This window comes from Priestia sp. FW507-14D1A (assembly GCF_058781295.1).
The window spans coordinates 1005148-1021695 of the sequence record NZ_JBYSWQ010000001.1 but is presented as its reverse complement, the minus strand read 5'-3'; the positions used below and the strand labels follow the sequence as shown (position 1 = coordinate 1021695).

Annotated in this window: 18 protein-coding genes; all 18 read left to right on the top strand. The window is 39.4% G+C overall.

Going from position 1 to position 16548, the window contains the following annotated elements; genetic code table 11:
* Positions 1–30: 30 nt before the first annotated feature.
* The 18 genes from AC3WJG_RS05690 to AC3WJG_RS05605 all read left to right on the top strand — a co-directional run bounded on the left by AC3WJG_RS05690 (position 31) and on the right by AC3WJG_RS05605 (position 16529).
* Positions 31–303, top strand: a complete 273-nt coding sequence (locus tag AC3WJG_RS05690; RefSeq protein WP_013059016.1) for an HU family DNA-binding protein — start codon at positions 31–33, stop codon at positions 301–303.
* A 148-nt stretch (positions 304–451) separates the two neighbouring features.
* Positions 452–1018: a GTP cyclohydrolase I FolE gene (gene folE / locus AC3WJG_RS05685; protein WP_337133927.1), complete on the top strand. Its 567-nt coding sequence runs from the start codon at positions 452–454 to the stop codon at positions 1016–1018.
* Between the two features lie 25 nt (positions 1019–1043).
* On the top strand, positions 1044–1274 hold the full coding sequence (gene mtrB, locus AC3WJG_RS05680) for a trp RNA-binding attenuation protein MtrB (protein WP_013059014.1): 231 nt from the start codon (positions 1044–1046) through the stop codon (positions 1272–1274).
* 278 nt (positions 1275–1552) lie between these two features.
* On the top strand, positions 1553–2347 hold the full coding sequence (locus AC3WJG_RS05675) for a heptaprenyl diphosphate synthase component 1 (RefSeq protein ID WP_337133928.1): 795 nt from the start codon (positions 1553–1555) through the stop codon (positions 2345–2347).
* Between the two features lie 4 nt (positions 2348–2351).
* Complete coding sequence (locus tag AC3WJG_RS05670) at positions 2352–3056, top strand: demethylmenaquinone methyltransferase (protein WP_013059012.1); 705 nt, start codon at positions 2352–2354, stop codon at positions 3054–3056.
* 81 nt (positions 3057–3137) lie between these two features.
* On the top strand, positions 3138–4103 hold the full coding sequence (gene hepT, locus AC3WJG_RS05665) for a heptaprenyl diphosphate synthase component II (RefSeq protein WP_028410738.1): 966 nt from the start codon (positions 3138–3140) through the stop codon (positions 4101–4103).
* 115 nt (positions 4104–4218) lie between these two features.
* Positions 4219–4668, top strand: coding sequence for a nucleoside-diphosphate kinase (ndk, locus tag AC3WJG_RS05660; RefSeq protein WP_028410739.1), 450 nt, complete (start codon positions 4219–4221; stop codon positions 4666–4668).
* Positions 4669–4874: 206 nt separating this feature from the next.
* Positions 4875–5657, top strand: coding sequence for a CheR family methyltransferase (locus AC3WJG_RS05655; RefSeq protein WP_337133929.1), 783 nt, complete (start codon positions 4875–4877; stop codon positions 5655–5657).
* 134 nt (positions 5658–5791) lie between these two features.
* Positions 5792–6964, top strand: coding sequence for a chorismate synthase (gene aroC / locus AC3WJG_RS05650; protein WP_102812624.1), 1173 nt, complete (start codon positions 5792–5794; stop codon positions 6962–6964).
* Positions 6964–8046, top strand: a complete 1083-nt coding sequence (aroB, locus tag AC3WJG_RS05645) for a 3-dehydroquinate synthase (RefSeq protein ID WP_102812623.1) — start codon at positions 6964–6966, stop codon at positions 8044–8046. The genes aroC and aroB overlap by 1 nt, the downstream gene beginning before the upstream one ends.
* Positions 8047–8329: 283 nt before the next feature.
* Complete coding sequence (gene trpE / locus AC3WJG_RS05640; protein WP_028410743.1) at positions 8330–9844, top strand: anthranilate synthase component I; 1515 nt, start codon at positions 8330–8332, stop codon at positions 9842–9844.
* The gene (gene trpD, locus AC3WJG_RS05635) at positions 9837–10862 is read left to right on the top strand and encodes an anthranilate phosphoribosyltransferase (RefSeq protein ID WP_013059005.1); all 1026 of its coding nucleotides are present in this window, start codon (positions 9837–9839) and stop codon (positions 10860–10862) included. Before trpE ends, trpD begins: the two co-directional genes overlap by 8 nt.
* Positions 10852–11619, top strand: coding sequence for an indole-3-glycerol phosphate synthase TrpC (gene trpC / locus AC3WJG_RS05630; RefSeq protein ID WP_013084885.1), 768 nt, complete (start codon positions 10852–10854; stop codon positions 11617–11619). The genes trpD and trpC overlap by 11 nt, the downstream gene beginning before the upstream one ends.
* Positions 11609–12235, top strand: a complete 627-nt coding sequence (locus AC3WJG_RS05625) for a phosphoribosylanthranilate isomerase (protein WP_028410745.1) — start codon at positions 11609–11611, stop codon at positions 12233–12235. Before trpC ends, AC3WJG_RS05625 begins: the two co-directional genes overlap by 11 nt.
* The gene (gene trpB, locus AC3WJG_RS05620; RefSeq protein ID WP_013059002.1) at positions 12232–13446 is read left to right on the top strand and encodes a tryptophan synthase subunit beta; all 1215 of its coding nucleotides are present in this window, start codon (positions 12232–12234) and stop codon (positions 13444–13446) included. The genes AC3WJG_RS05625 and trpB overlap by 4 nt, the downstream gene beginning before the upstream one ends.
* The gene (gene trpA, locus AC3WJG_RS05615) at positions 13433–14248 is read left to right on the top strand and encodes a tryptophan synthase subunit alpha (protein ID WP_013084883.1); all 816 of its coding nucleotides are present in this window, start codon (positions 13433–13435) and stop codon (positions 14246–14248) included. Before trpB ends, trpA begins: the two co-directional genes overlap by 14 nt.
* Before the next feature lie 4 nt (positions 14249–14252).
* Positions 14253–15356 (top strand): histidinol-phosphate transaminase, encoded by a 1104-nt coding sequence (gene hisC / locus AC3WJG_RS05610; protein WP_102812622.1) that lies wholly within the window; start codon positions 14253–14255, stop codon positions 15354–15356.
* 72 nt (positions 15357–15428) lie between these two features.
* Entirely contained in the window at positions 15429–16529 is a 1101-nt protein-coding gene (locus tag AC3WJG_RS05605) for a prephenate dehydrogenase (protein WP_028410746.1), read from the top strand.
* The last annotated feature ends 19 nt before the right edge of the window (positions 16530–16548 follow it).

Below are 16548 nucleotides of genomic sequence, written 5' to 3'. Positions count from 1 at the left end.
ATGATCCGATTTTGGGAGGAGGTGAATGGCATGAACAAGACAGAATTAATTAATGCTGTTGCAGAAGCAAGTGAGCTTTCAAAAAAGGATGCTACAAAAGCAGTTGATGCTGTTTTCGATACAATCTTAGAAGCTTTAAAAGCTGAGGACAAAGTTCAACTTATCGGTTTTGGTAACTTCGAAGTACGTGAACGTGCTGCTCGTAAAGGACGCAATCCACAAACTGGCGAAGAAATCGAAATTCCTGCTAGCAAAGTTCCTGCATTCAAACCAGGTAAAGCTCTTAAAGATGCTGTAAAATAATATCTACATAAAATGGCTTTATTCATAGCCGTTGATGAAGAGCTTTGAAAGGTCGCACATTTGCGACCTTTCTTTTTTGCCTTTGGTATATACATATGCTAGAATTTTTTTCATAAAGTCGCAATGCAACGAATTGGAGGGCAACAACATGTCATCTGTAAATAAACCACAGATCGAACAAGCCGTGAGACTAATTTTAGAAGCAATTGGCGAAGATCCAAACCGTGAAGGATTATTAGATACACCAAAGCGAGTAGCTAAAATGTATGAGGAAGTCTTTTCCGGGTTGGATGAAGATCCAAAAGAGCATTTTAAAACAGTTTTTGGAGAAGACCATGAAGAGCTAGTGCTTGTAAAAGATATTCCTTTTTACTCTATGTGTGAACACCACTTAGTGCCTTTTTACGGAAAAGCTCATGTTGCGTATATTCCAAAAGGCGGACGAGTGACCGGTTTAAGTAAGCTGGCAAGAGCGGTAGAAGCTGTTGCGAAACGTCCTCAGCTTCAGGAGAGAATTACATCTACAGTGGCGGATTCTATTGTAGAAACATTAGAGCCGCACGGGGTAATGGTAGTAGTGGAAGCAGAGCACATGTGTATGACCATGCGAGGCATTAAAAAGCCTGGAGCTATGACAATCACTTCTGCTGTACGCGGAGTGTTAGAACACGATGCAAGTTCTAGAGCTGAAGTTTTATCACTGATTAAATCATAATGTGGATGATGAAGGAGAAGAGAATATGACACAAAAAGGAACGCCGGAGTATATTGTCATTAAAGCGGTCGAAGATGGAGTTAACGTAATTGGCTTAACGCGAGGAGCAGATACGCGATTTCATCATTCAGAAAAACTAGATAAAGGCGAAGTAATGATTGCGCAGTTTACTGAGCATACATCCGCAATTAAAATTCGTGGCAAAGCCGTCATTCAGACTGTTCACGGAGAAATTGAATCCGATACGAAAAAATAAGCAGGGATTTTCCTGCTTTTATTTATATTTAAAATAAATGAATAAGAACAGGAAAAACATGGTGAAACTAAAAGCAATATCTTAAATTACTGTCTAAGGAATCCAGATGGTATGTAGATGAACGGTGTTCAAGCGGATGAGCAGCTAAATGATTTAAACCGTGAAAAAGCTTCAAAAGAATTTAAAGGATATTTTATAATGTAATTATGTTATAATTGACACTATCGATTTGGAGTTAAAAGAACTTTAAACAAATAGTGATGGAAAGGGAGACAAGGATGATGAGCGTAAAAACCATCTATGATATTGTGGCCAACATGAAAGAACAGCTTCATGTTGAATTAAGTCATCCATATGTAAAAAAATATATTCATCATCCGCGTATTGATGAAAATAGATTACTGTACATGTGTTCGTTCTTAGATACTCTTTCAATGGAAGAAGAAAAAAAGAACAGCTCTGTGCTATCTGTGATGCTCGTTCAAACCGCACTTGATACCCACGATCTAGTCTCCACTCAAAATGTTAGCGGAAATGAAGGAAAGCTGCATGAGCGGCAGCTAGTAGTTTTGGCCGGAGATTATTACAGCGGCCTGTACTATTACTATTTAGCTCAAAGCAACCAGCTGAATTTAATGAAAGTTATAGCATCTGCTATTAAAGAAATTAATATCGCTAAGATACACATTTATAACAATCGCTCCACTAATCCACACGACGTTATGAATAGTTTTTTAGCAGCAGAATCATCGTTTGTAAGATGCTTATGTGACTATTTTGAACGTGAAGAGTGGAAAGAACTTTTAAAACATGCAGCGTATTTGAACGGGATATTAAAGCAATTAAAGTCATTACAGCATAAAGAGCCTACTCTCTTGCTAAACTATTGCAAACAAATTGGTATGAATCAAGAACAAATAAAAGAATACCTTTATTCGTATAATCAACAGTCTGTAAACATTGTTAGAGGATACTTACGAAGTGAATTTGTGATGAATGAGTTTTTAAGAGAGCACTTAGATGAACTTACATCTAGCTTAGAAGTGCTGAAAAATGTCGTAGGAGAAGGATAGAGATATGCAGCAATCAAAAGAACAGCGTGTCCATGGCGTATTTGAAAAAATATACAAAAATTATGATCAAATGAATTCTGTTATTAGTTTTCAGCGTCATAAGGCATGGCGCAAAGATACGATGAAGCGAATGAATGTTCAAAAAGGAACAAAAGCTTTAGATGTTTGTTGCGGAACTGCGGATTGGACGCTAGCTATGGCGGAAGCAGTTGGAGAAACAGGAGAGGCAGTTGGCCTGGATTTTAGTCAGAATATGCTAAAGATTGGTGAAGAGAAAGTAAAAAACTCACCTTTTTCAAATATTACCTTACTACATGGCAATGCAATGGAACTTCCTTTTGAAGATAATTCATTTGACTATGTAACGATTGGATTCGGACTGCGCAACGTGCCCGATTACCTTCAAGTGTTAAAGGAAATGCAGCGCGTCGTGAAACCTGGCGGAAAAGTGGTTTGCCTTGAAACATCTCAGCCCACGATGATCGGCTACCGACAAATGTACTTGCTTTATTTTAAGTATATTATGCCTGCGCTTGGAAAGATGGTCGCTAAAAGCTATGATGAATATTCATGGCTTCAAGAGTCAGCTAGGGACTTTCCGGGTCAAAAGCAATTGGCTGATATGTTCCGTGAAGCCGGTTTGACAGATGTTGAAGTGAAATCTTACACAGGTGGAGTAGCAGCGATGCATCTAGGGTACAAACGATAAAAGAGAAAAAGCTTGTCCTACAGGTGCAACAGCCTGTAGGATAAGGAGTAAAGAATGAATATATAATGCAAGGTGAGTCCAATGAAACTAAAAATGATGTACGCTTTTTTGAATACGGATATTACCCTTATTGAGAAAGAACTTGAACAAACTGTTCATACCGATGAAACACTTATCACAGATGCTTCTCTTCACCTTTTACAAGCAGGGGGGAAACGAATTCGCCCTGTATTTGTTTTGTTGGCAGCTAAATTTGGGGATTACAACATCGACCAAATCAAACACGTGGCAGTAGCGCTTGAGCTGATTCATATGGCGTCCCTTGTTCATGATGATGTTATTGATGACGCTGATAAGAGACGCGGAAAACCAACAATTAAGGCAAAATGGGACAATCGTATTGCTATGTATACAGGGGATTACATCTTTGCTCGTGCGCTTGAAGTTATGAGTGAGGTTAAAGATGTGGAAGCACATAAAATTTTATCTAATACGATGGTGGAATTAACGCTCGGTGAAATTGAACAGATTAAGGACAAATACAACCTAAACCAAAACTTACGCGTGTATCTGCGTAGAATTAAACGTAAAACGGCACTGCTAATTGCTGCAAGCTGTCAGTTAGGTGCAATTGCAGCGGGAGCTCCTGAAGATATACATAAACGTTTATTTTGGTTTGGATATTACGTGGGAATGTCATTTCAAATTACCGATGACATTTTAGATTTTATCTCATCAGAAGAACAGCTTGGGAAACCAGTTGGCAGCGACTTACTGCAAGGAAATATTACGCTGCCAGTTTTGTATGCCATTGAAAATGCTGAGTTTCGAGATAAAGTAGAACAGCTTTTCGAGAGGGAATATGAGCAAGAGCTGATCAATGAAATTATTTCTGATATTAAATCTTCTAACGCCATTGAACGTTCATTTGAGATGAGCGATCGTTATCTGCAAAAAGCGATGAGCATTTTAGAAGAACTGCCGCCAAACAAGGCGAAAAAAACGCTGCATCAAATTGCGAAGTACATTGGAAAACGGAAATTTTGATTTATTTACTTTCATAAGTTGTAAACTGCTCGAAACAATGTTAATATCTTCATGAGGTGTGATTGCGCTTTCAAAACTTGTTTACATATCATGAACTTCAGGGGTGGAGAGTAAAATGATACAAAAAACGTTTTTAATGGTCAAACCAGATGGGGTACAAAGAAGCATTATTGGTGAGGTTATTTCTCGCTTTGAGAAAAAAGGTTTTCAATTAGTCGGAGCTAAGCTTATGCATATTTCGCAGGAATTAGCTGAAACACACTACGGTGAACATAAAGAGAAAGCTTTTTTCGGTGAGTTAGTGAAATTTATCACATCAGGTCCAGTTTTTGCTATGGTATGGGAAGGTGAAAACGTGATTTCAGTATCACGTCAAATGGTGGGGAAAACTAACCCTCAAGAAGCCCTTCCTGGAACTATTCGAGGTGATTATGGACTGATTGTCGATAAGAATATTATTCACGGCTCAGATTCACCAGAAAGTGCGGAGCGTGAAATCAGCTTATTCTTTGAAAGTGAAGAGCTGACTTTCTATAAAAAAGACGCAGACGCTTGGATTTACTAATTTAGATAGCGCAAGGAGACGAATGAATTTTCATTCGTCTTTTTTATTGTTTTTATAAATAGGTCCTAGGCTATAGATTGCGAATATCTCTCTACATAAACATTTTCACAATGTATTCCGATATATTAGTAAGAAGATAAGCATATATAAAGGTTTTATTTCTTTATATAGCATCAACGTATAGAAATAAGAAAGGAGAGTCAAAAATGATAGATGAATACGACGCGTTTGTGGAGAAAATAAAAATAAAAACAGGCATTGATTTATCACTATATAAGCAGTCTCAAATGCAACGCCGCCTTACCTCCCTATATGAAAAAAAAGGTTTTTCTAGTTTTTTTGAATATTATCGAGCAATGAGCAGTAATAACGAACTGCTTGAGGAGTTTTTAGATCGGATGACGATTAACGTGTCAGAGTTTTATCGCAACTATCAGCGGTGGGATATATTGGAGCAAAAAATTTTACCGGCTCTTGTAAAAGGAAAAACAGACCTGAAAGTGTGGAGCGCTGCCTGTTCAACAGGGGAAGAGCCATATACACTAGCGATGGTTTTATCAACATTTTTTCCTCTTTCGCGTATTTCTATATTGGCGACTGATTTGGATGAAAAAGTGATCGAAAAAGCAAAAATAGGCTTTTATGATGAACGTTCACTTCAGGAAATGCCTGTTTCGATGAAAAATAAGTACTTTCAACAAAGAGGAACCGGGTACTTATTAGATGAAAAAATCAAAAAAACAGTTGTTTTTCAGAAACATAACTTACTGTCAGACTCTTTTCCAAAAAACGTTGACTTGATTGTTTGTCGAAATGTGCTTATTTATTTTACAGATGAAGCAAAGCATGCTTTATATGAAAAATTCAGCAGATCTTTAGCACTTGGCGGCATCTTATTTGTAGGTAGCACAGAACAGGTTTTTACTCCGCAAAAGTATGGATTTGAAACGGCTGATACGTTTTTTTACAGAAAAGTAAAGACCATTTAATCGAGACAACCAGAAGCGGTTTCTTAAAAGCTGAGGTGAAACTTTTTGTACATTCTTATGTTATAGTATGGTATAGTCATATTTAAAAATGGAAAAATTCTGACGAATAATACATATTAAGCGGAGGTACGATTATGCGATATTTAACAGCAGGAGAATCACATGGTCCACAATTGACTACTATTTTAGAGGGTGTTCCGGCAGGGCTTCCTTTAACAGCCGAAGACATCAATACAGATTTAGCGCGAAGACAAAAAGGTCATGGTCGCGGAAGACGTATGCAAATTGAAAAAGATCAAGCGGAAATTTTAAGCGGTGTCCGCCACGGCTATACGCTAGGATCTCCTATTACGTTAGCGGTAGAAAATAACGACTGGAAACACTGGACAAAAATTATGGGCATCGAGCCAATTTCTGAAGAAGAGTCAGAAGAAGTAAAGCGTAAAATCTCAAGACCAAGACCAGGGCATGCCGATTTAAACGGCGCTATTAAATATGGTCATCGCGATATGAGAAATGTATTAGAACGTTCTTCAGCTCGCGAAACAACTGTAAGGGTAGCAGCAGGTGCTGTGGCTCGTCAAATTCTTGCTCAGTTCGGGATTTCTGTAGCTGGACATGTATTAGAAATTGGCGGCGTACAGGCAAATCCGCCTCAATACAAAAGCTTAGAGGACCTTCAAGAAGTCACTGAAGCTTCCCCAGTAAGATGTTTTGACTCAGCTGTTGAGAAAGACATGATGCAAGCAATCGATGATGCTAAGAAAAATGGCGATTCTATCGGAGGCGTAGTAGAAGTTATTATTGAAGGCGTGCCAGCAGGAGTAGGCAGCTATGTTCATTACGATCGTAAATTAGATACGAAGATTGCTGCAGCTGTTATGAGCATTAATGCATTTAAAGGCGTTGAGTTTGGGATTGGCTTTGAAGCGGCTCGCAGACCAGGAAGCGAAGTTCATGACGAAATTCTATGGGATGAAAAGAACGGGTATACCCGTAAAACAAACAACTTAGGCGGCTTTGAAGGCGGCATGACAACAGGTATGCCAATTGTAGTACGCGGTGTAATGAAACCTATTCCAACGCTTTACAAGCCGTTAAAAAGTGTTGATATTGAAACAAAAGAAGTCTTCGAGGCAAGCATCGAACGTTCAGACAGCTGCGCTGTGCCGGCTGCAAGCGTTGTAGCAGAAGCCGTTGTAGCTTGGGAATTGGCTGATGCGCTAATCGAACAGTTTGGACAAGACCGAATTGATTTAATTGCTGAAAATATTGAGAAAATGCGTGCACATGCGAGGGAGTTTTAATGTTGCAAATTGATATTCAAACTTTATCCAAAACATATCCTCTTTATTTAGGCAATGGATTAATTGAAAAGCTGCCTTCTATTATCGAGAGTGTAAAACCTAATCTGTCGTCCGTGTTAATCATCACCGATTCAGCCGTAGATTCATATTATGGAGAAGCGGTTGTAAAAGCGATTAATACAAAGTTTAAAGTGGCTAAATACGTAGTGCCAAGCGGTGAACATGCAAAGTCATTTCAACATTACTACGATTGTCAGACATTTGCGCTCGAGCAGCAGCTTGATCGAAATGCGCTCGTTATTGCTTTTGGCGGAGGGGTAGTAGGCGATTTAGCTGGATTTGTAGCCGCTACTTATATGAGAGGAATTTCTTTTATTCAAGTGCCAACGACGCTTCTTGCACACGATAGTGCTGTAGGCGGTAAAGTAGCCATTAATCATGAGCTTGGGAAAAATATGATTGGTGCTTTTTATCAGCCAGAAGCGGTTGTTTATGATATTGATCTTCTTAAAACGCTTCCCGAAAGAGAATGGCGTTCCGGTTTTGCAGAAGTGATTAAACACGCTTTTATTCACGATGAAGCATTTTATAAATGGCTTCAGCAAAATATACAATCGCTGACTGATTTACAAGATAAAAAATTAATTTATGCTATTCAAAGCGGTATTTTAGTCAAAGCATCTGTTGTAAAAGAAGATGAGACAGAAGCTGGCGTTCGCGCCCATCTGAACTTTGGACATACGCTAGGTCATGCGATCGAAGCAGAGTGCGGCTATGGACAAATCAGCCACGGAGAAGGCGTAGCGATTGGTATGCTGTTTGCTATGAAAGTCAGCAATGTTCTTGGAAAAAGTCAGTTCCCTGTGGACGACATTGCGAAATGGTTTGAAAAATTTGGCTACAAGACGTCTGTCCCAAACCATCTTTCAGCTGAAAAACTGCTCGTAAGAATGAAAGCGGACAAGAAGTCTAAATCAAGCAATGTTCACATGGTACTGCTTGAAGGCATAGGCAAGCCTTTTGTTCAGCAAGTAGAAGATGAAGTGATTCTTAAACTGCTGAATGAAGAGCTTAAAGCTTAGTTTCGTCTAAAGCCAAGTAGATAGTAGTTGACAAATGAATTTGAAACGTACTACAATTGGTAACAAGTTAGTTTAGAGATTTTAGTTATGAGAAAACAATAGACAGTTTAGTTGAGATTAGGGTAGACGAGAATGAGACAGTTGAGCAGAGTTTAGTTGAGTGAATTTTACCATTCGTATACCCAAAGGCCCATTTTTGATGTGTCTTTGGGTTTATTTATTATATCCTCTTTTATATAACCTCATCTATTCTCATTCTCCATGAAATGGAGGATTGAAAGATATGACGAACACGTATACTTCTTTTTTAGAAGACTCTACAGAGTATTTAACCATTCCAATTATAAAAAAAATATTTATCGATAGCATGACACCTGTTGATCTTTTTCAACAAGTAAAAGATGAAGCCGTATATTTGCTTGAAAGTAATGATGAATCATCACCATGGTCCAATTATTCTTTTATTGGCTTAAATCCATTTTTGTATGTCGAGGAAGAAAACGGAACCTATCTAGCAAAAAACAAGCAGCTTCAGCCTATGCTGCAAGGAGACAGCTTTAAAGAGGTATTTTGTAAAATTCAGCAAGAGCTGAAAGTGAAAGTACCAGACCTTGCACTTCCTTTTAAAGGAGGAGCAGTAGGGTTTATCAGCTACGACGCAGTATCGCAAATTGAAAAAGTAAACGTACATGCCCAAAATGATTTGAACATGCCTACTTTTCACTTTATCTATTGCCAAACGATGCTTGCGTACAATCATCAAACAAAAGAGCTTATGGTGATTCACTACATTAAGCTTAATGAGCAAGACAAAGAGCAGCAGAAAAAAGAAAAATACGGTGAAGCTTTAGCAGAGATCAATCGATATGTTGAAAGAATAGCGCAGACGGTGAAAGAAAAGCCAATGATGTTTGAAAGCGAGCAGCGCGAAGTTAGCTTTGAAGGCGTGACATCGTCATACCAAAAAGATAAATTTGTGCAAGATGTGGAAAAAATTAAGGAATACATTAAAAGCGGAGATGTTTTTCAAGCCGTATTGTCACAGAGATTTCAAATTGATACGACCGTAGCTGGATTTGATATTTACAGAGTATTGCGATTAGTTAATCCGTCTCCTTATTTATTTTACGTGAAAGTAAAAGGCGTGGAGCTAATTGGAAGTTCTCCTGAGCGGTTGATTCAAATTGAAAACGGCCATTTAGAAATTCATCCGATTGCAGGAACGAGAAGACGTGGCAGGGATGCAGAAGAAGATGCGCGCTTATACGAAGACTTAATTAACGATGAAAAAGAGCGGGCAGAACACTATATGCTCGTGGACTTAGCAAGAAATGACATCGGCCGAGTTGCACAGTATGGAAGTGTCCAAACACCAGTATTAATGCAGCAGGTTAACTTTTCGCACGTCATGCACTTGATTTCTAAAGTGACAGGGCGCCTTGACGAAAAAGTACATCCCATTGATGCGCTGCTTTCTGCATTTCCAGCGGGTACCGTATCTGGCGCTCCAAAAGTGCGAGCGATGCAAATCTTAAATGAAATTGAACCAGTTGCGCGAAATGTATATGCAGGAACCGTAGCATATCTCGGATTTGATGGAAACATTGATTCGTGCATTGCGATTCGGACCATTCTTTTGAAAGACCAGACCGCTTATATCCAGGCTGGAGCAGGAGTGGTTGCTGACTCAAAACCGGAGCTTGAGTGGAAAGAAACCCGCAATAAAGCCAGCGCTTTAATCAAAACAATTCAATTGGCCCAAGACATCTACGATAAAAAGGAGGATGTATATGTTTAAAGAATTGTTAAAAAAGTGTTTGCGCGGTGAGTCACTTTCAGCGGAAGAAGCAGAAAAAATTATGAATGATATTATGAACGGTAAAGTCCCGGCAGCTCAAATCGCTAGCGTGCTAACCATCTTAACGTACCGAGGAGAAACCGTCGATGAAATTGTCGGTTTTGTCCGAGGTATGAAAAATAATATGAATGCTATTTCTCTAGAAGAATTAAACGTAGTAGATACATGCGGTACCGGAGGAGATGGGGCCTCTACGTTTAATATCTCGACGGCTAGTGCGATTGTGGCATCTGCTGCCGGAGTAAAGGTTGCGAAACACGGGAACCGCGCCGTATCTTCTAAAAGCGGAAGTGCCGACGTGTTAGAACATCTGGATATATGGATTCAAGGAAATGAAAAAGAAGTGAAAAATGCGGTGGCTGACCTCAACATGTCCTTTTTGTTTGCGCCGCTTTATCATCCAGCTATGAAGCACGTTGCTGCTACTCGAAAGGAATTAGGATTTAGAACGGTTTTTAATGCATTAGGTCCATTAGCAAACCCTACTAACTGCACAAAGCAAGTAATTGGCGTTTATTCCATTGAGCTTGCACGAAAATTAGCAGAAGCGCTTGTTGTACTTGGAGCTAACCACGTCCTTCTGGTTGCAGGCAGAGACGGTTTGGATGAAATCAGTGCCACTGATGTAACGGACGTTGTAGAAGTACAGGGCAATGTCATTACAGAATATACGCTTGCACCAGAGGATGTACACTTACAGAGAGGGAAGCTTGAAGACTTAGTGGTAGAAGATGCAAAATCGAGTGCCGAGCTTATTGAATCGCTATTTTTAAATAAAAGCAATGTAACTGCTAAAAACGCAGTCGTGTTGAACTCTGCTGCAGCTATTTACGTTAGCGGAAACGTTTCTACTTTTGAAGAAGGAGTAGCTGTAGCTTTGGAAACAATTGAATCAGGTGCTGCATACACACAATTACAACGATTGAAATCGAAAAAGGTGGTTGAACATGCTCAATAAAATTATTGAAACAAAAAAAGAAGAAATTCAAAACTTACAGTTACCCGAACAGCAAAATGTTGCAAAACGATCATTTTTAGACGCTTTATCAAATCCGAATCGAGAGCTGGCTCTTATTGCAGAAGTGAAAAAAGCTTCTCCTTCCAAAGGATTAATAAAAGAGAATTTTCAGCCTGTGGAAATTGCTAAAGCCTACGAGAAAGGGAAAGCAGATGCTTTGTCTGTGTTAACAGATCAGCACTATTTTCAAGGGAATCGAACGTTTTTAAGTGACATTAAACAGCATGTCTCTATCCCTGTGCTTCGCAAGGATTTCATCATTGATTCCATTCAAGTGGAAGAAAGTGCAAGAATCGGTGCTGATGCTATTTTACTCATTGGAGAAGCACTTGAACCGTTAAAATTGCAAGAGCTTTATCTTCAAGCTGCTGAAAAAGAGTTAGATTGTTTAGTAGAAGTGCATTCTCTAGAAACGCTTGAAAAGCTGCTAGCTGTATTTACCCCGAAGATTATCGGCATTAATAATCGAAATCTTCACACGTTTGAAACCAGCGTGCAGCAGACCAAAGAAATCGCTAAGCACGTTCCGAAAAATCAGCTGTTAGTGAGTGAAAGCGGAATTTACTTATACGATGATGTTTCCTACGTAAAAGAAGCGGGAGCAAAAGCTATTTTAGTAGGGGAATCGCTTATGAGGCAGGATAATCAAACCAAAGCGATTGAAAAGCTGTTTGGGGAAAGTGAATATGCTCATTAAGTACTGTGGTATTCGATCAAAACAAGATATAGCTTTAATCGAAAGTTCGGCTGCTACTCACATTGGCTTTATTTTCTATCCAAGAAGTAAACGATATGTAAAGCCTGAACAAGTAAATGAGTTTGTAACGGATGAAATAAAAAAACAAGTCTCGCTAGTAGGGGTATTTGTTAATACACCGGTTGATCAAATACTTGAAATTGCCTCCCTAACAAATTTAGATGTAATTCAGTGCCACGGGCAAGAAACAGCTGCGGACGTACGTCAGTTAAAGCAGCGTGGATATGAAGTGTGGAAAGCACTCCCTCACAATAAAGAAACGCTGCAGCAAATGCATGTATATGAAGAAGCTGACGGGTATGTAATTGATAGCAAGGTTAAAGAACAATTTGGAGGAACGGGCGTTGCTTTTGATTGGAGCTTCGTTCCTCAGTATGAATCAGCTGCCCAAAGGTTAGGTAAAAAATGTTTTATTGCTGGAGGAATCAATGCTTGTAACATTGAGAACTTGTTACCCTACAAGCCTGGGGCGATTGATATTTCTGGCGGTATTGAAACAAATGGAACGAAGGACTATACAAAAATTATAGAAATTGAAAGGAAGATCATACTATGACATACAATCATCCTGATGAATTTGGCCGCTTTGGTGAATTTGGCGGAAAATACGTACCTGAAACATTAATGAAACCACTTGAAGAAGTAGAAGCAGCTTTGAATCAAGCAATGAAAGATCCGGCATTTAAAGATGAGTATCTGTCTTTACTCGTCAACTACTCTGGGCGACCAACGGCTTTAACATACGCTGATAATATTACCGAAACGCTCGGCGGAGCAAAAATTTATTTAAAACGTGAAGACTTAAATCATACGGGTGCTCACAAAATCAATAATGCCATTGGACAGATTTTACTTGCTAAACGGATGGGGAAAACAAAAATTATTGCTGAAACAGGAGCGGGTCAGCACGGGGTAGCTACAGCTACAGTAGCTGCAAAGTTCGGAATGGAATGTAAAGTATTCATGGGAGAAGAAGATATTGAACGTCAGGCGTTGAACGTCTTTCGCATGAAGCTTCTAGGAGCGGAAGTCATTCCTGCAACTTCTGGAACAAAAACGCTAAAAGATGCAACAAATGAAGCAATTCGCTACTGGGTTCAACATTGTGAAGATCATTTTTACTTAATTGGTTCGGCCATTGGACCGCATCCTTATCCTAAAATGGTTCGAGATTTCCAAAAAATTATTGGAGAAGAAGCAAAAGAACAGTTTACAGCGGTAGAAGGCAAACTTCCAAATGCTGTCGTGGCATGCGTTGGAGGCGGTAGTAATGCAATCGGAATGTTTTATGATTTTATTAAAGAAGAAAATGTACGCTTGATCGGCGTAGAAGCAGGAGGGAAAGGACTAAATACAGCCCTCCATGCTGCTAAAATGGCTAAAGGCACAAAAGGTGTTATTCACGGAACGCTCACGTATTTACTTCAAGATGAAAATGGTCAAATTACAGAGCCTTATTCTATTTCAGCAGGTTTGGATTATCCAGGTATCGGTCCAGAGCATTCTCACCTTTCATCTATTGGACGAGTAGAATATGAAAGTGTAACGGATGATGAGTCAATCGAAGCTCTTCAGCTGCTGGCGAAAACAGAGGGAATCATCCCGGCTATTGAGTCCGCCCATGCGCTGGCAAAAGCATTTGAACTGGCTAAAAGCATGACGAAAGAAGAAACCATTTTAATTTGCTTGTCAGGTCGAGGAGATAAGGACGTTCATACATTAGTAAACTTGCTAGAAGGGAAGGAAGAAGAACATGAATACGTTTGAAGCGAGACTACCTAAACATGAAACATTGTTTATTCCATTTATTACAGCAGGAGATCCTCATGAAGATGCAACGGTGGAAATTGCTTTGTCTTTGCAAAAGCAAGGTGCCTCTATTTTAGAGCTGGGCGTACCATATTCTGACCCTTTAGCAGATGGTCCAATTATTCAAGAGGCGTCTAAAAGAGCTTTATCTGGCGGTATGTCTATTTCAAAAGCAATTAAGCTTGTATCGGTGATGAGAAAAAAAGGTGTGAAAATACCGGTAATTCTCTTTACCTATTTTAATCCTGTGTTACAATTAGGTTTAGAATCCTTTTTCGCGTTAATGCGAGAAAATGAAATAGATGGAGTGCTAATTCCGGATTTACCGTACGAAGAGAGTGGCCGTATCCGGGAGCTTGCCGCTGAAAATGAAGTTGCGTACATTTCAATGGTTGCTCCTACATCTAAAGAGCGTATTCAAAAAATCGCTGCAGATGCAACGGGCTTCTTATACTGCGTGTCGTCTTTAGGCGTTACTGGGGTTCGCTCTACGTTGCCAGCTGATATTGGCACCTTTTTAGAAGATGTGAAAGCAGCAGCTTCTATACCGGTGGCCGTCGGTTTTGGGATTTCAACAAGTGAACAAGTAGAGGTGTTAAAAGAACATAGCGACGGCATTGTAATTGGAAGTGCAATTGTTAATAAAATTGGCCAGCTTGAACAAGTTCTTTTAAATAAGGATACACGCCGAGACGGATTAAATCAAATTGAGGAGTATGTTGCATCCATCGTTTCGCCTATACAAAAATGCGAGGTGTAACACGTTGAAGGTAAAAGAACAATTACTAACTTTATCTCCATATAAACCAGGTAAGCCAATTGAAGAAGTAAAGCGTGAATTTAATTTAGATCGCGTTGTAAAATTAGCTTCTAATGAAAATCCTTACGGCAGTTCTGATTTAGTAAAAGAAGCGATTGCTGCAGAAATCGAAAATATGGCGCTTTATCCAGACGGCTATGCAGCTGAACTGCGTGCAGCAGTAGCAAAGCACGTAGGCGTAGAGCAAGATCAGCTGATTTTTGGAAATGGGTCTGATGAAGTCATTCAAATTATTTGCCGAGCTTTGCTATCGGCTGATACAAATACTGTCATGCCAACGCCGTCATTTCCTCAATATAAGCACAATGCCGTAATTGAAGGTGCAGAAATTCGTGAAGTACCGCTGCGCGGCGGAGATCATGATTTAGATGCTATGCTTCGTGCAATTGATGAAAATACGACAATTGTGTGGGTATGCAGTCCTAATAACCCAACGGGAACGTATGTGAAGGGCGATGAGTTAATTTCTTTTATGAAACAAGTTCCTAAGCATACATTAATCGTTATGGATGAAGCCTATTTTGAGTATGCAGCAGATCAAGCCGACTATCCGGATACGGTAGAGTTTTTGAATGAATACGAAAACTTAATTGTACTTCGCACATTTTCAAAAGCATACGGCTTAGCTTCTTTGCGCATTGGTTACGGTATTGCAAACGAATCATTACTACAAAAAATTGAGCCGGCTCGTGAACCTTTTAATACAAGCCGCATGGCTCAAAAAGCAGCAATCGTTGCTCTTGAAGACCAAGCGTTCATTGAAGAGTGTAAAAAGAAAAATGAAGAAGGCTTGCAGCAATATTATGCTTTCTGTGATAAGAACGGTTTAAACTATTATCCTTCTTTCACTAACTTTGTTCTAATTGATTTTGGCCGTCAAGGCGATGAAGTGTTTCAATTTTTATTGCAGCGCGGATTTATCGTTCGTTCAGGGAATGCATTAGGCTTCCCAACTTCCGTTCGTATTACGGTGGGAACGAAAGAACAAAATGAACAAATTATTGAATTGCTTCAGCAGTTTGTTAATCAAGCAGCAGCGAAAGCTTAATACCTAATATAGTAAAAGATGAGAGTGTGATTTCACACTCTCATCTTCATATGCACAATGAGGTGAAGGAAAGTGACAGAAAATGTTTTTGTTATAGGTTTGGGGTTAATTGGAGGATCGCTGGCGCTTAATATAAAAAAGACGCATCATCATCTTGATGTAATAGGTTTTGACATTAATCAAGAGCAGCTGGAGCTTGCCAAAACTCTAGGTGTAATTGACCAAGCGGCTTCTTCTTTGCAACAAGGCGCGGAGCAAGCGGATTATATTGTTATTGCCATTCCGGTTACTCAAGCAGCGGAAGTGCTAAAACAGTTAGAACATTTTACGCTCAAACAGTCTGTTATCGTCACAGACGTAGGAAGTACAAAAGAAGAGGTAGTGAAGACAGCGGAGGCTCTTATTGCTAAAGGCATTGAGTTTATCGGCGGCCACCCAATGGCTGGGTCTCATAAAAGCGGAGTAGCTGCTTCTAAAGCTCATTTGTTTGAAAATGCCATGTATGTATTAACACCTTCATCTTCTACTTCTTCGGAGGCTTTGGACAGTTTAAAGGAATTGCTAAGTGGTACAAAAGCTAAAATTATTGTGATGTCACCAAAAGAACATGATAAATTAGCGGGTGTCATCAGCCATTTTCCTCATATTATTGCTGCAAGCCTTGTTCATCAAGCAGAATATTACCAACAAGACAACCAGCTAGTTTCGCAGCTTGCAGCTGGAGGGTTTCGTGATATTACACGTATTGCTTCAAGCAGTCCAGCGATGTGGAGAGATATTTTGCTTCATAACCAGGATGCGCTTCTTTCAATGTTTGACCACTGGCTTGAAGAAATGAACGACGTGCGAAATATGATCGAACGAAAAGACGCGAACGATATCTATACATATTTTTCACAAGCAAAACAATTTAGAGATCAGCTTCCTGTACGAACAAAAGGAGCGATTCCATCCTTTTATGATCTCTATGTGGATGTTCCTGACTATCCGGGGATTATTTCAGAAGTAACGGGTTATTTAGCAGAAGATGAAATCAGTATTACAAACATTCGAATTTTAGAAACACGAGAAGACATATACGGAGTATTACGTTTGAGCTTTCAAACAGAGGAAGATAGAAAGCGGGCAAGAGCGTGTCTCCATCAGCATCAATATCAGACGTTTATTTCTTAATGTATGAAAGGCGTGAATG

Bases quoted from the DNA above. Each gene is read 5' to 3' on its own strand.
- AC3WJG_RS05690 (WP_013059016.1), top strand. From the start codon at position 31: ATGAACAAGACAGAATTAATTAATGCTGTTGCAGAAGCAAGTGAGCTT.
- folE (WP_337133927.1), top strand. From the start codon at position 452: ATGTCATCTGTAAATAAACCACAGATCGAACAAGCCGTGAGACTAATT.
- mtrB (WP_013059014.1), top strand. From the start codon at position 1,044: ATGACACAAAAAGGAACGCCGGAGTATATTGTCATTAAAGCGGTCGAA.
- AC3WJG_RS05675 (WP_337133928.1), top strand. From the start codon at position 1,553: ATGATGAGCGTAAAAACCATCTATGATATTGTGGCCAACATGAAAGAA.
- AC3WJG_RS05670 (WP_013059012.1), top strand. From the start codon at position 2,352: ATGCAGCAATCAAAAGAACAGCGTGTCCATGGCGTATTTGAAAAAATA.
- hepT (WP_028410738.1), top strand. From the start codon at position 3,138: ATGAAACTAAAAATGATGTACGCTTTTTTGAATACGGATATTACCCTT.
- ndk (WP_028410739.1), top strand. From the start codon at position 4,219: ATGATACAAAAAACGTTTTTAATGGTCAAACCAGATGGGGTACAAAGA.
- AC3WJG_RS05655 (WP_337133929.1), top strand. From the start codon at position 4,875: ATGATAGATGAATACGACGCGTTTGTGGAGAAAATAAAAATAAAAACA.
- aroC (WP_102812624.1), top strand. From the start codon at position 5,792: ATGCGATATTTAACAGCAGGAGAATCACATGGTCCACAATTGACTACT.
- aroB (WP_102812623.1), top strand. From the start codon at position 6,964: ATGTTGCAAATTGATATTCAAACTTTATCCAAAACATATCCTCTTTAT.
- trpE (WP_028410743.1), top strand. From the start codon at position 8,330: ATGACGAACACGTATACTTCTTTTTTAGAAGACTCTACAGAGTATTTA.
- trpD (WP_013059005.1), top strand. From the start codon at position 9,837: ATGTTTAAAGAATTGTTAAAAAAGTGTTTGCGCGGTGAGTCACTTTCA.
- trpC (WP_013084885.1), top strand. From the start codon at position 10,852: ATGCTCAATAAAATTATTGAAACAAAAAAAGAAGAAATTCAAAACTTA.
- AC3WJG_RS05625 (WP_028410745.1), top strand. From the start codon at position 11,609: ATGCTCATTAAGTACTGTGGTATTCGATCAAAACAAGATATAGCTTTA.
- trpB (WP_013059002.1), top strand. From the start codon at position 12,232: ATGACATACAATCATCCTGATGAATTTGGCCGCTTTGGTGAATTTGGC.
- trpA (WP_013084883.1), top strand. From the start codon at position 13,433: ATGAATACGTTTGAAGCGAGACTACCTAAACATGAAACATTGTTTATT.